We start from the raw sequence: 13,897 nt of genomic DNA, 5'->3' as shown, positions 1-13,897 counted from the left end.
CTCGCTCAGGGTAAGAAGAGTCGTGTTATTTCTCGCTACCCTAGGCAACCTTTCACCGGCGGGAATTGATGCAAATCAAGCCGGCGGGGTTCCATTAAAAACCCCCTGTGGGGCCTCCTTTCCTTAGTAAGTATGTGGTATTACCCTAAAAATCGTCTATATTTTAGCATGGTAAAAACCACATGCAGAACTGGGGTATTGTTTTTCCACTACCGGCAATTTTGGGGGACTCCATAAGGGGTATAGGGTAATTTCCAACAATGGGAAACAATGTGCGTCGCTGAATAAGGAACACCCGCTTATGAAACAGGTTTCCGCTCCGCTTTCCATTGTTCGCCAGGTGACGCTGCTTATGCTGACGCTGAGCGTGCTCGGTATCGGCGGTATGGGCCTCTCGCTGTGGATGGCCCACGGCATGCAGGGCAACGCTCATGCCATTAACAAGGCCGGCTCGTTGCGGATGCAAAGCTACCGTTTGCTGTCGCGGGTGCCCTGGGGAGCGACAGCGCCCCGCTGATGGCGGAATTGGAACAGGATCAGTCAAGCGATGACTTGCAGCAGCCGGTACGGCGGGAACGGCTGACGAGTCAATATGCCGCCCTGCGCGATTTTTGGCGGACGCGGCTGAAACCTCGGCTGCAGCAGGCTCGCCGTCCCGAGGAGGCCGCCGCCGAAGTGGCGGAGTTTGTCCGCCAGATCGATGGGCTGGTTTCCGCCATCGACCGGAAAACCGAACGCCGGCTGACGCTGGTGGCGCAGGTGCAAAAAACGGAGATAGCCCTTTCCCTGCTGGTGCTGCTGGGGACGATACTCTATTTGCGCCGCCGCCTGCTGCAGCCCTGGCGTCGGCTGCTGCGCCAGGCCAACGCCGTGGCCGCCGGGGATTTTAGCCAGCGTTATCCGCTGCCCGCCGGTTCCGGCAGCCGGGGCCATCATGAAATGGACCTGCTTGGTCTGACATTGAACACTATGTCACACTCCCTATCGCAAATGTATGCTGAACTTGAGCAACGGGTAGCGCAGAAAACCGACGATTTACAGCAAAAAAACCGGGTGCTGGATTATCTCTATCGCACCAGCCGTCAATTGCACAATAACCAGCCGCTAAGCCAGCGTCTGTTGCCGGTGCTGGAGGAGTTGCAGTCCTTCACGCCGCTGCGGGAAATCCAGATCAGGCTCTACGAAAGCAACGGCGAGGCTCAGTTCGACGACGCTTCCCTGGCCGCCGGACTCTCCGAAGAAGGCCCCACGCCGGTGACGCATATCCGCTATTCCGCCGGCCCGGCGAACGATGAGGATTTGCAGCCGCTGAGCTGGAGCCTGCGGGATAAATTGGGCAACTATGGCCTGGTGCTGGCGCGCAATCCGGCGGAGCGTCCGTTGAACGATGCCCAGCAGCGTCTGATGGCCACGCTGATTGAACAATTAACCAGTACCCTGGCGCTGGAGCGGCAGGCCGAGCATCGCCAGCAGATGCTGCTGATGGCGGAACGGACCGCCATCGCCGCGGAATTGCATGACAGTATTGCCCAGTCTTTGTCCTGTCTGAAATTGCAAATCGGCTGCCTGCAAATGCAAAGCCAGGACAGCGCGCCGGAAAACAAGCTGCTGATGCAGCAGATGCGCGAGGAAATGAATACCGCCTACCGGCAGCTGCGGGAACTGCTGACCACGTTCCGTCTGAGTATGACCGAGCCGGGCCTGCGTGCGGCGCTGAAGACGGCGGTAGATGAATTTTCGGCCAAGCTGGGGTTCCAAATAGATTTCGATTATCAATTACCCGCCGGCACCTTTACGCCGCACCAGGTGATTCATTTGATTCATATCAGCCGCGAAGCGCTGAATAACGTGCTTAAACACGCACGGGCCAGCCGGGTCAGCGTGACGGCGGCCAAAGAGGGCGATGAGATTGTGCTGAGCATTTGCGATAACGGCCGCGGCCTGCCGGACGTACAGCAGCGGCCCCATCATTACGGTCTGATGATCATGCGGGATCGCGCCGCCGGACTGCCCGGACACTGCCGGGTGCTACGGCGCGCCGCCGGCGGCACCGAAGTCCGGGTGGTGATTTATCCGCAGACATCGTCCCCGGAGCGGGAATACAGGAGCCCGGCATGAGCACGCAAGATCCCGCCACCATTTTACTGATCGACGATCATCCGATGCTGCGCAGCGGGGTCAAGCAGTTAATCAGTCTGGACGGCAGTCTGAAAGTCGTGGCGGAAGCCACCAATGGTGAAGAAGGCGTACGGCTGGCGGCGGAGTGGGATCCGGATTTGATTCTGCTGGATTTAAATATGCCGGGGCTGAACGGGCTGGATACGCTGGATAAAATGCGCCGCATTCCCCTTTCCGGGCGGATCGTGGTGTTTAGCGTGTCCGACCACGAAGACGATGTGATCACCGCCATAAAACGCGGCGCCGACGGTTATTTGCTTAAGGACATGGAGCCGGAGGATTTGCTGGAGTCGCTGCGGCAGGCCGCGGCGGGAAAGATGGTGCTGAGCGCGGCGCTGATGCCGGTGCTGGCGGCGGGACTACGTGAAAACCGCCCCGGCGCGGAGCGGGATATCCAGTCATTGACCCCGCGGGAGCGGGATATCCTTAAGCTGCTGGCCCATGGACTATCGAACAAGCTGATTGCCCGCAAGCTTGATATTACCGAAAGCACGGTGAAAGTCCATGTGAAGCATCTGCTGAAGAAAATGAGTCTCAAGTCCCGGGTCGAGGCGGCGGTGTGGGCATTGCAGAACAGAATGCTTTAGCTGATTCGTGGCAAAATCAGAATAAAGCACTCGCGGAATCATACCGCGTTTAACGGTCTGGCTTCCCTAAATGGGATTAATATAAGAATAGTTTTCCCTTCCGGGAAGGAAAATGTTCTGTTATTGTCTTGCCTGATCCTGCTGATTTTTATTAGTCCGTTATAAAGCCCTATATAAAGCCACATTAATTATAAGCAATTAAATACGTATCGACAAAGCGAATTACTCCATTCAATTTACAATATCAATATAGATTAAATTTTACCGGGGTCCGTCACTGTGACAAAGCTCAATTTATATATTCAAGAATTAATGATAGATGTATTTATTTATTCACCGGTGTTGTCCTTGTTCATGTTGCCAATCGCCCGGGCACGCAACCTCCCCCAGGCGGAGGACAGGGCACCGGAAGAAGAATACCGAGCCGGGGGCCGGGCGCTTTATCAACTGGCGCAAGAGATAAATAACCCAACCATTCCTCCTTATGAAAATTCGCCTGCGGCGAAAATGCGTATTCAAAGCGTGACCCAGGCAGCGATGGTCGGGCTTTATGCGACGCAAGCGCTGGCCCCGCCGGCTGTGGATAATTCGCGGGCCGGCCGTGTCAGCGGCCGTGGGGCAGATAATCCTGCTTTAGCCTATCCTCCGGCCGATATCACCGCCGGGACGTCTTCCAACCATCAGCACGGAAATATCGATCCCCAGCCGAATTTGTCGAAGAGAAATAATACTGAGGTTTCGTTCAATTTAATGTATTTGCCTGATAACGAATATTCAGCTTATAAAGGCACTCGTTTTTTTGCGGTGCCAATCTATAAAAATCGTCAGGCGGCGCCGTCCCTTTTACCGCCGGAAGTAAAACCCCAACAGCCTATAAATAAAAAAAACCACAATGGGATTTCATTCCAGTTTTTTACCGTGCCGCACGAGGAATATCCCCATTATCCGGCCCCGCTCTTATTCGCCCGGCCCGTCTATAAGAAGCCTCTATCGGTGCCGGCCCTGTTGCCGCCGGACGCACCCATGGTGAAGCCCTCCCCCAACCCCGGGCGGAGGCGGCGGGGTACCAGCCACAGGTTAGCGAGGGTACGGAAAAGATCCCCGCCGCTATCGCGCAGGACGAATCCACGATTGAACAGCGGCCAGGACGGCAAGACTTGAGTCCGGGGCTCGATTCTTCGGGCCGGGCCGCGAAGCAGGATACCGTCCAGCTGTCCGCTGTTGATGAGCACCCCGCGCCTGCATCCTTGGAATCGCCGGTTAGCGGGCAATGGCAAGATCCCGGCGGTAAGGTGGCTGAGAGGCCGCTACCTGAAGAGTTCATAGCACCTAGGCCAATTCTTGCCGTGATCGGCGGGAGCGCAGTACTCGCAGGGACAGGCGCCGCGGCCGGCGGGAGCGCGGTGCTCGCAGGAACAGTCGCCGCGGCCGGCGGGAGCGCGGTGCTCGCAGAAACGGGCGCCGCGGCCGGCGGGAGCGCGGTGTTCGCAGGGACAGACGCCGCGGCCGGCGGGAGCGCGGTGCTCGCAGGGACAGGCGCCGCGGCCGGCGGGAGCGCGGTGCTCGCAGAAACGGGCGCCGCGGCCACTGGAGGCACCGCGCTGGTACGCGCAGGAGCCAAGGCCGCGGGCGGCGGCATCGTGTTGGCGGGCGGTAGTGCCGCCGCCATTGTAAAAAATGTCGGCGTCAAAAGCGCTTCGCGCTACGATGATTTTGCCGCCTTGTCTCCGTTTATAGAGCGCGATATTCATCGTACGGCATCAGCTAATAAATCTGCCCTCTCCGTCAATAACGATATCGCCGACCTCTTGACAATCATGCGTCATAATCGTATCGACGCACCCGTTATGTCGCCGGGGAATGTCCCGCCTAAGACGCTGCAACCGTCCCTCGGCAGTGATAAGCGGCCACCTTTGGTAATAAAAACGGCTCACCCCGCCAAGCCGGTGGCGCGCCTTCCCCCGCTTCCCGGCGAGATATTGCCTGAGAGACAAGCACCGTTAGCCAAACCTGGGGAAAAGGTGCCTGAGAGCCACGTGCCGTTAGCCGGCCGCAAACAAACTGTTGCCGGCGCGAGGGAACAATCGCCGCTTAACAGCCCTGCGCGTGGTGAGGCGGTGATCGTTCCCCTGCCCGTCGCACGAGCGGCGGCAGGCCATGCCCAAGAGGCCGTCCGATTCACGGAGGCCGGCGCCGGTTTGAGCGCCCGTGCGTGGCCTGACGCGCCGGCGCGCTCGATAGAAAATATCATTGACCAATGCAAAATCAAGCTCGCCGCCAACGAAGAAGGGGTACTAAAGCCGTACGTTGATTCTGACTATTATGGACAGGCGCCTATTTATGAATTGGTGACCAAAGACGCCGCCTTTTCGCAACCGGTTTACCGGCATTATATCGAGATATACGGCGAAAAGGCCGCCGTCAAACTGACGAGCACCAAGGCGCATGGAATAAAGTATGCCATGATCGACGAAAGCAAACCGGACATTCAGTATGCCCTGTCGTTCAATGACGATGGCTGGCGATTGCAAACGCCTACCGCGGAAGAAATCGATCCGTCCTTGTTGGATGCTATCAGATCCGACATGATTGACCCTCATTGCACGGAACACATGTTATCCGCTCCGGATGAGCGGGGCTTACAGTGGACTAAAGACCAAAAAGTTATTTGCGCATCAAGGAGAGGTTTGTAGGCGTTTCACCGTCGAAAGACTATATCAATTGTTACGAAATCAGATCCCAGGATCGCCTGCATGTATTGTCCTTGCACTATAAGGATGGGCTCTTTAGACAGCTAAGCGTTCAACCTCAAGAGCTGGTAAAATATGGCCAGCAAAACACGTTTCTTAAACAGAAGATTAAGATAAAAAATTACTTGATAAGGCCAAACAGGATATAGCGAACAATCGGATATTGAAAAGCGCTCACCATATAAATAAAGCTTTCCAGGAACACAGGCAATACGAAGCGGGTTCGATACGCCAGTTAAAGCAGCTCGCCATTGATTTTATAAAGAAATGTGTGTTCAGGGATGAAAAGGTTAATCTTGCAACGGTAAAGATAACAGCCATGCAAGAGGCATGGGTAGAGAATATCAGCCTGCCGTTGAAAACCAATACGAAGGCTGATGTGGATGATATTCATGAATTGTTTGTGGAAACATCGGTATTTTGTAAAAATCATCAATTATCTTCACCCATCGGAGTCAAAAGTATTTTTAGAAAATTCGCGTCTGCCTTGGATGAATTATCCACCACACCCATGCCGCTTTATGGTGAGAATCCAAAACTCTACACTATAATCTCGTCCTGCAGGGGACAAGAACCGCGACAAAATCGCCATCTCGGGCAATGAATTTTTATTTCTTTGGTCACAAATGTATTGAACGGCATCAAACAGACCCCGCTGGGACAAAAATATTACTGGCTTTGCGAGAAAAGCCTTCACCATTCATCCCCGACCATGAGCGCCATAGAGCGTGTCAAGGACGGTATATTTTACGCCAAAACAGTGCTGGCGGCGCCATCGCGTTTGATCCTGGAAACTTTATCATCGGCGACGGCACAACCCTCAAGGCGGAGCCCTGGCGTAATCGAGATCCCGCCATTGCTCTTTACCATGAATTATTACATATTTATTATAATACACATCCTGCCAAGTTTAGGCCAGTGGGTGAAGCTACAGCAATTAAAGGAACTTCAGTAACAAAGACGGCAGATAAGACAGCAGAGATAACCATTGCCGGCGGTGGGTCAGAGCTCGAAGAAGCCCTGATCACTGGTATCAGCTTTCGCGATCCAATAACAAAAGAATTATATGATTTTAAAAAATGAATACATAATTGGCAATGGACAAGACCTTATTTCTGAAAATCATTTTAGAAAAGAATATGCCATAATGAGAGGGTGATCATTATTTTATTAGGCCATATTACGTTAAACCGAATGATATGACAGACAAGGGTATTAAATTATTTTTAACCTACGATAAAAAAATAAAATTTAATTTTCATGATAATGTAATATATCCGTGAGTGGGTAAGCATGCCTTTCATTCTCTCCGCGTCTTACCTATGAAATAATTAAAAAGATGACTACAGAATTATCGTAAAAAGATAATCTGGAATTATATTTCTTCTTAAATATAACAAAAAATACGATTGTCTACCTTAGCGCTGATAAACTGTTGTGTTTAGATCCTTAAATAAGTGAGGAGAGTATTAATTATGCGACTAGTGGAATATTTCACCTGTTGTCCCAAACAAGATTTTTCAGATGGTAATGCCAGGATAAGAAACTGGGACTGGGTTCCTAATTATCACGGTGAATGGGCAGGTTGGGCGAGAGAAGCCTGGGGTGAAGAAAAAAGAAACCGACAAGTCGCTTTTGACAGAATAATGGATGGTTATAACCATCGGCATGAAGAGCTGGATTTATCTCATCTCGGCCTGAGCTGCCTGCCAATATTACCTTTATTTGTGAAAATTCTTAATGCCAGCCACAATAAGTTAACCGGATTGCCTCTTCCCTACCCTGATCAGATGCTTAAAATCGATCTGAGCTATAATAAAATTGAAAAATTACCCCGGAAGTTACTCATTCAGGTGCAGGAATTAAATTTGATCGGGAATCCTCTTAGCATAAAGTTTAAGAAATCATTGCATTTCGATTTTATGGACAACGTGAATTTTGAGGATAACACTACGGTACCCCATTACCCTTCCCATCCAATTTCTACGGCAAATAAAGGTTGGGCAAGCTTGCAGGTAAGTCAATTATGTTCAAGAATGGCTAAAAAATAACCAAACAGGCGACTCATCCTGCACTCTGCCAATCTTGCAGCGTCGATCCCGCCACGCCGTCATAGTATCCCGTGAGGCAACGCGGTGGCGGGGTTCGCTAACAAAAGGTGGTGTGGGCGCGAACCTGCAAGCGATCTTTCCCCCGAATTATTCAGGACATCAAAGCGGGCCGGATGTACAGCCCGCCGCCGTTAGCAGGCAATCTCCTCGTCCGGGATGTCCGCCGCGGCCAGGGGCTGGCTTCCCACCCAGATTCGGCCCTGTTCCACTTTCACCGGCCAGGCGTTTACCCGCAGGCCGCTATCGTCGGGGCTGACGCCGTCACGCAGGCGAAAGCGTTTTTTATACAGCGGAGAGATGACTACCGGTTCCCCGGCGATATCGCCGATAATGCCCCGGGACAAGACGTTGGCGCCGCTCCCCGGCTCGAGGTTGTCGAGGGCGTAGACCTGCTGCGGATTGCGCGGCAGGTAAAACAGGGCAATCTGCCGCTGGGCTACCCGTACGGCAATGCCGGCGTTAGCTGGGATATCCGCCAGTTCGCCCACCTGCTGCCATTGTTCGACGCCGGCCACAGACGTTGCCGGTATGACCGGCGCGGTATCCGCAGCGGGCTTCTCTTCAATGCGGGCCGGGCGGATTTGTCCCCGTTCGGGCACCATGACCACCGCTTCGTCGGAGCTATCGCTGTTAAGGAATGCGCGGAACAGCGGCAACCGATCCTGACTTTCCACAGTGGTACGCCATTCGCACTGATAGCTATCCGCTACCTGCTGCATTTCCCGGTCCAGTTCGTCCACCAGCTGCAGGCTGTCCTGCAGGATAACCTCTTTAAGGTAATCCACCCCGCCCTCCAGGTTGTCCAGCCAGGTGCTGGTGCGTTGCAGCCGGCCGGCGGTCCGGATATAAAACATCAATACCCGGTCGATGGTGCGTATCAGTTGGTCGGCGTCCAGGACGCTGGCGAACAGATCCCCATGGCGGGGTTTCATGCCGCCGTTGCCGCAGACGTACAGATTCCAGCCTTTATCGGTGGCGATAACGCCGATATCCTTGCCCTGCGCTTCGGCGCATTCGCGGGTACAGCCGGAGACGCCCATTTTGAATTTGTGCGGCGAGCGCAGTCCCTTGTAGCGGTTCTCCAGACGGATCGCCAGTGCGGTGGAATCCTGCACGCCGAACCGGCACCAGGTGGATCCGACGCAGGATTTTACCGTGCGCAGGGATTTTCCGTAGGCATGGCCGGTTTCGAAGCCGGTATCCACCAGTTCACGCCAGATGGCGGGAAGCTGTTCCTGGCGGGCGCCGAACATGGCCACCCGTTCCGCGCCGGTGATTTTAAGGTAGAGGTGATAGCGCTGCGCCACCTGGCCGATGGCGATAAGGCCCTGGGGGGTGATTTCTCCCGCCGGTATGCGGGGAACCACCGAATAGGTGCCGTCTTTTTGGATGTTGGCGAAGAAACGATCGTTGGTGTCCTGCAGCGGCAAATGGTCGGGCTGCAACAGGTAGTCGTTCCAGCAGGACGCCAGGATTGATCCTGCCAGCGGCTTGCAGATTTCACAGCCGATGCCCCGGCCATAACGGCTGATAAGCTCATCGAAGGTTCGGATGTTATTGACCCGCACCAGATGGTAGAGCTCCTGCCGCGAATAGGCGAAGTGTTCGCAGACGTCTTTTTTTACTTCCACCCCCAGCTGTGTAAGCTGGTATTCCATGATCTGTTTCACCAGGGGGACGCAGCCGCCGCAGCCGGTGCCGGCTTTGGTGCGGGCCTTGACGGCGTTGAGATCAATGCAGCCGTCTTTTACGGCTGCGCAGATATCGCCTTTGCTGACGTTATGGCAGGAACAAACCTGCGCCTGGTCGGGCAAGGCCGCCACGCCGAGGGCCTTGGCGGCCTGGCCGTCGCCGGCGGGCAGGATCAGGCTTTCCGGATGGGGCGGCAGCGCCATGTCATTGAGCGCCATTTGCAGCAAAGTGTTGTAGTCACTGCTGTCCCCACCAGCACCGCCCCCAGCAAATGCTTGCCGTCGGCGGAAACCACGATCTTTTTGTAGATTTCATTGGGACCGTCGGTCCATTGGTAGGATTGGCTGCCGGGCGTAACGGCCAGGGAATCCCCCACCGAGGCCACTTCCACCCCCAGCAGCTTTAGCTTGGTGCTCATATCCGCGCCCCGGAAAACCGCGTCCTGCTGTGCCAGCACCGCGGCGGCGGTGCGCGCCATCTGGTAGCCCGGCGCCACCAGGCCGAAGTTCCGCCCCTGCCAGACCGCACATTCGCCGATGGCGAAGATATCCGGATCGGAGGTGCAGGTCTGGTCGTTGATAACAATGCCGCCGCGCGGACCGATTTGCAGGCCGCACTCCCTGGCCAACTGATCCCGTGGGCGAATGCCGGCGGAGAACAGCACCAGGTCGGTATCCAACGTGTCGCCGCCGGCAAAGCAGAGCCGCAGCCGGCCGTGGTTGCCCACCGTGATTTCCCGCGTGTCCTTGCCGGTATGCACCAGGACCCCCAGCGCTTCGATTTTCCGCCGCAGCATGCCCGCGCCGCCGTCATCCAGCTGCACCGCCATCAGCCTGGGCGCAAATTCAACCACATGGGTCTCAAGCCCCAGTTGCCGCAGGGCATTGGCGGCCTCCAGCCCCAGCAGGCCGCCGCCAATCACCACCCCGATTTCCGAACGGCGAGCCCGGACGGCAATGGCGTCCAGATCGTCCAGAGTACGGTAAACCAGGCAACCTTCACGCTCGCTGCCGGTGATGGGCGGTACAAAAGCATAGGATCCGGTAGCGATAACCAGCTTGTCGTAGGGGATTTCCCTGCCCTGTGCATCCACGACGCAGCGGCGCCCCCGATGGATGCGGGTGATTTCCTGCGCGCTGCGCAGTTCGATGCCGTTGTCGACAAAAAATCCCGGTTCCGCCAGGGACAGGGACTCCGCGCTGCGCCCGGCAAAATACTCCGACAGATGAACCCGATCGTAGGCCGGGTAGCGCTCTTCGCCGAAGACCACAATCCTGTAGCGCTTGTGCAGGTCTTGCTCCACCAGCCGTTCCAGGAAATGATGACCCACCATGCCGTGGCCAATAACGATTAATACCGGTTTACTCATGACATCAGTCCTTGCAGCCCTCAGCCGCCCCCGAAAACAAAAAAGGCGTCCACAGCTATACGACTAATCGCATAACCATGGACGCCTTTGCCCTTTTGCGTCCCGCGAACCCTCATTGGCCCGCGGAACTGAATGTGTGTTTTGCCGCTTTGCCGCCCGCCGTCCGGTGACATTTCCCCGGAAGGAAATCCCCCGTTATCAGCCCCGGGCGTTTAACTTCTCCGCCCCCTTAGGGATGATTCGCCAGAACATCGGCGATGGTCAGCATCGCGGCGGCAATGTCGATGAGTTTCTTGTTCTGGCTCATCGCCAACCTGCGCAAGGCAGTATAGGCCTCTTCCTCGCTCAATCCCCTGTGCTGCATCAATAAACCCTTCGCCCGTTCAATTTGCTTGCGCTCCCCGAGGGTAACGCGCAGGGCGGACAACTCCTGGTCCAGGGACTGCAAACGCCGATCCTGCTGCTGGATCAGACCCAGCAGCGAACGCCCCAGTTGCGGGCGCATGCCATCGCCGCCGAGCCAGCCCTCGGCCAGGCCGCCGCCCTCGCTGCCGGCGACAAACACCGCATAGTCCGGCGCCGGTTCCCCCCGGCGGCTCATCAGGGTCTCAATATCCGCCTGCTGGTCATCGCATGCCCGCTCGGCGGCGTCAATACTTCCCTGGCACCGCGCCATCAGCGTCCGCGCCAATCCGTCCTCTATTTGCTTCATGCCGTCCAGGCGCCGGCTCGCCAGGGTATACCAGCTCAGGCCCTCTTCCTGCGGCGCCGATCCCGCCTCGGTGCGGGTGCAGGCTATCCGCCGCAGACGTTCAAATCCGCTGTCCGCCTTCTGGTTCAACCAGCGCTGTGCGCTCTCTTCATCGGCGAAATCGACGAATCTTTCGAAACACTGCTCCTGGCTGTGGATAAGACCCACCAGCTGCTGCCGGACGCCATCGTCAAAATGTCCCGCGGTGAAGGCGGCGGCGCCCGCCGCCCGCTCCTGCCCGGCAAACTCCTTGCCCCGCATAAAGCTGATCATGGCAATCAGCGCGCGCGCCACGGCCGGTTCGGCGGCGGTATCCGTCACCTCCGACACCAGCGCCAGCAAATGGCGGATGATATCGTTATAGAAAGCCGTCATCGCCGGCTGCGGCAGGGCGCGATCGCGAATTTGCCGGCGCAGCGCCGGCAGCATGGCGAGGGCGTAAACCACGCTTGCCACCCCGCTGAACAGGCGTGACGACTGCGGCAGGGCCGCCGTGGTTTTTTCCAGCCGGGCCAGGGAATCCAGCACCGGCGTCTGGGCGACATCCGCCTCCTCCACCCGCCGGGCGAGCTCATCGGCAAAAGCGGGGCCCGTGGAGCAAAGATAGAGGTTGGATGCCCCGCGTTCGCACTGCAGCGTATGGATAAGCTGGCTTACCTTGCCCACCAGCTCACCGTTTTTCAGCAGATGGCGCAGGTTATTGACTTCGCACCGGCGCGAAGCGAGAAGAAAATGAATGGCTGTGGAGGAGTCTGCACGCATGGGATTTCCGTCCGGCTAAGCACCTGTGGAACAGCGCGGTTTAATGATATGTTTTTGCTGTTCTTTTCAAACACGCACCGAGAAGCATAGCCCTGATGTTACTACAGTTATCGCTATTCTTGCTATCGGTACAGAAATTCCTCCGGGTTAGTATCGGTTTTACCTGCAAAGCCGCCACATGGTCTACGCTACTATTGAACGGCATAAGAAATAATGACCGATGCGCGGATTACCCTTTGGATTCACTCACGGAGCAGGTGTGATGGCACAAGAACCGGAACTTTATCCTCGAAGACATCCCCAGATGGCGGACAGCGATCCGCAGGTATGGAACTGGGCCCGGAACTATCCGGTGGGCGCCCGGACGGCGGTACAGCGTCCGGAAAATGAAGCGCAGCTGCAAAAGATCGTCGCCGCCTGCACGGGGAAAATCAAGGTCATGGGCAGCCGGCTTTCTCCCGGCGAACTGCTGCGTATCCAGGGACCGGGGGATACGCTTATCGATCCTTCGGCCCTGTCCGGATTAATGGCTTCCACGGCACAGACCGCGACCTTCGGCGCCGCCACGCCGCTGCACGAGGTTTACCGGACGCTGACGGAAATGGACCGGATGTTGCCCTGCTCGCCGGGGGTGATTGCGCTGCAAACCCTGGCCGGAGCCATCGCCACCGGCACCCACGGCCAAGGATTGGAACAAAGCTCGCTGGCGGACGAAGTCGTGCGGGTTCGCCTGATTCGCGGCGACGGCGAAATCATTGAGTTCACCGCCGATGATCCCCGCTTTGGCGCCGTTCAGTTGGCCCTCGGCGCCCTGGGAGTTATCACCGAAATTACCCTGCGCACCTGTGCGGCGCGTCTCTATACCTGCCAGAAAAGCGCCAGCAGCGCTGAGCATCTGCACAGCAAACTGTACGAATGGAATGAACAATTTCCTTTCAATAAAGCCTGGTGGTTTCCCGCTGAAAATCAGGTGCATGTCTGGTGCGCCCGTAACGCCACCGCCGATGAAGAAGCGCGCTATCGGCTCAACAAACGGCAGCCGGTGATTCGCCCCAGCCGCGACAGCAGCCTGAATGCCACGGTGGACCGTACCCTGCGCCATATGCAGGACGACACCAAAATAAAAGAGAAAGAAGGCAAACCCTACCAAACCGTCACCCGCTTCAAGGATTTTTCCGATGTCACCGGCGATATCCACCAGCTTTTTTGCCGGGGCATCGCCACGCCGCAGATCAATATCGAAATCGGTATTCCCCTGCATCGTGCCGGCCGGGTCATCAATAAGATAAAGCAATGGCATAAAGACACCAACCCCCATATGCATTACCCCATTATCCTCAGATGTACCGGCCCTTCCGCCGCCTGGCTGAGTCCGGCCTATGGCGAAGCCACCTGTTTTTTCGGCTTTGTGGTGTATTACGCCGAAGACGGTTCGCTATCGCCGGACGGCGCGCGCTTTATTAACGAAGCGGAAAAACTGCTGGCGCAGGAAGGAGGACGACCCCACTGGGGGAAATATTACGATAAAGATCTCTATCGCTGGCGGGAGCTATATCCGCAATGGGACCATTTTCGCCGGGTAAAATCCGCCCTGGATCGAGGGAAATTCGCCAATGCTTTTATCGCCGAACTTTTCATTAACGATTTAGCTATAAGTCCACTTTCCTATTAAACAGCCGCCCTCTGACGGGAGGAAA

At 56.2% G+C, this 13,897-nt stretch carries 8 protein-coding genes and 2 pseudogenes; 8 read left to right on the top strand and 2 right to left on the bottom strand.

Annotated features, from left to right (window positions below):
* Nucleotides 1-301 precede the first annotated feature (301 nt).
* The 7 genes and pseudogenes from narX to GTU79_RS12165 all read left to right on the top strand — a co-directional run bounded on the left by narX (nucleotide 302) and on the right by GTU79_RS12165 (nucleotide 7,566).
* Nucleotides 302-2,118, top strand: a pseudogene (gene narX / locus GTU79_RS12195) (nitrate/nitrite two-component system sensor histidine kinase NarX).
* Entirely contained in the window at nucleotides 2,115-2,765 is a 651-nt protein-coding gene (narL, locus tag GTU79_RS12190; RefSeq protein ID WP_132921931.1) for a two-component system response regulator NarL, read from the top strand. The pseudogene narX and the gene narL overlap by 4 nt, the downstream one beginning before the upstream one ends.
* 279 nt (nucleotides 2,766-3,044) lie before the next feature.
* A complete protein-coding gene (locus tag GTU79_RS12185) occupies nucleotides 3,045-3,926 on the top strand; it encodes a hypothetical protein (protein ID WP_214513978.1) in 882 nt (293 codons plus the stop codon).
* 398 nt (nucleotides 3,927-4,324) lie between these two features.
* Nucleotides 4,325-5,458, top strand: a complete 1,134-nt coding sequence (locus GTU79_RS12180; protein WP_214513977.1) for a hypothetical protein — start codon at nucleotides 4,325-4,327, stop codon at nucleotides 5,456-5,458.
* A 220-nt stretch (nucleotides 5,459-5,678) separates the two neighbouring features.
* On the top strand, nucleotides 5,679-6,119 hold the full coding sequence (locus tag GTU79_RS12175) for a hypothetical protein (RefSeq protein WP_214513976.1): 441 nt from the start codon (nucleotides 5,679-5,681) through the stop codon (nucleotides 6,117-6,119).
* Nucleotides 6,116-6,598: a hypothetical protein gene (locus GTU79_RS12170; RefSeq protein WP_214513975.1), complete on the top strand. Its 483-nt coding sequence runs from the start codon at nucleotides 6,116-6,118 to the stop codon at nucleotides 6,596-6,598. Before GTU79_RS12175 ends, GTU79_RS12170 begins: the two co-directional genes overlap by 4 nt.
* A gap of 392 nt (nucleotides 6,599-6,990) precedes the next feature.
* On the top strand, nucleotides 6,991-7,566 hold the full coding sequence (locus GTU79_RS12165) for a hypothetical protein (protein ID WP_203521732.1): 576 nt from the start codon (nucleotides 6,991-6,993) through the stop codon (nucleotides 7,564-7,566).
* A gap of 191 nt (nucleotides 7,567-7,757) precedes the next feature.
* Here GTU79_RS12165 and nirB read toward each other — a convergent pair.
* Nucleotides 7,758-10,648, bottom strand: a pseudogene (gene nirB, locus GTU79_RS12160) (nitrite reductase large subunit NirB).
* A gap of 268 nt (nucleotides 10,649-10,916) precedes the next feature.
* A complete protein-coding gene (locus GTU79_RS12155; protein ID WP_203521734.1) occupies nucleotides 10,917-12,200 on the bottom strand; it encodes a nitrate regulatory protein in 1,284 nt (427 codons plus the stop codon).
* Nucleotides 12,201-12,462: 262 nt separating this feature from the next.
* Between GTU79_RS12155 and GTU79_RS12150 the strand changes: the two genes are divergently transcribed.
* On the top strand, nucleotides 12,463-13,872 hold the full coding sequence (locus GTU79_RS12150) for a D-arabinono-1,4-lactone oxidase (RefSeq protein WP_214513974.1): 1,410 nt from the start codon (nucleotides 12,463-12,465) through the stop codon (nucleotides 13,870-13,872).
* Nucleotides 13,873-13,897 lie beyond the last annotated feature (25 nt).

The sequence above is a fragment of the Sodalis ligni genome, from assembly GCF_016865525.2.
GTDB classification, from domain to species: Bacteria; Pseudomonadota; Gammaproteobacteria; order Enterobacterales; family Enterobacteriaceae; genus Acerihabitans; species Acerihabitans ligni.
The sequence above is the reverse complement of the archived record's forward strand: the minus strand, read 5'-3'. Positions and strand labels throughout refer to the sequence as shown.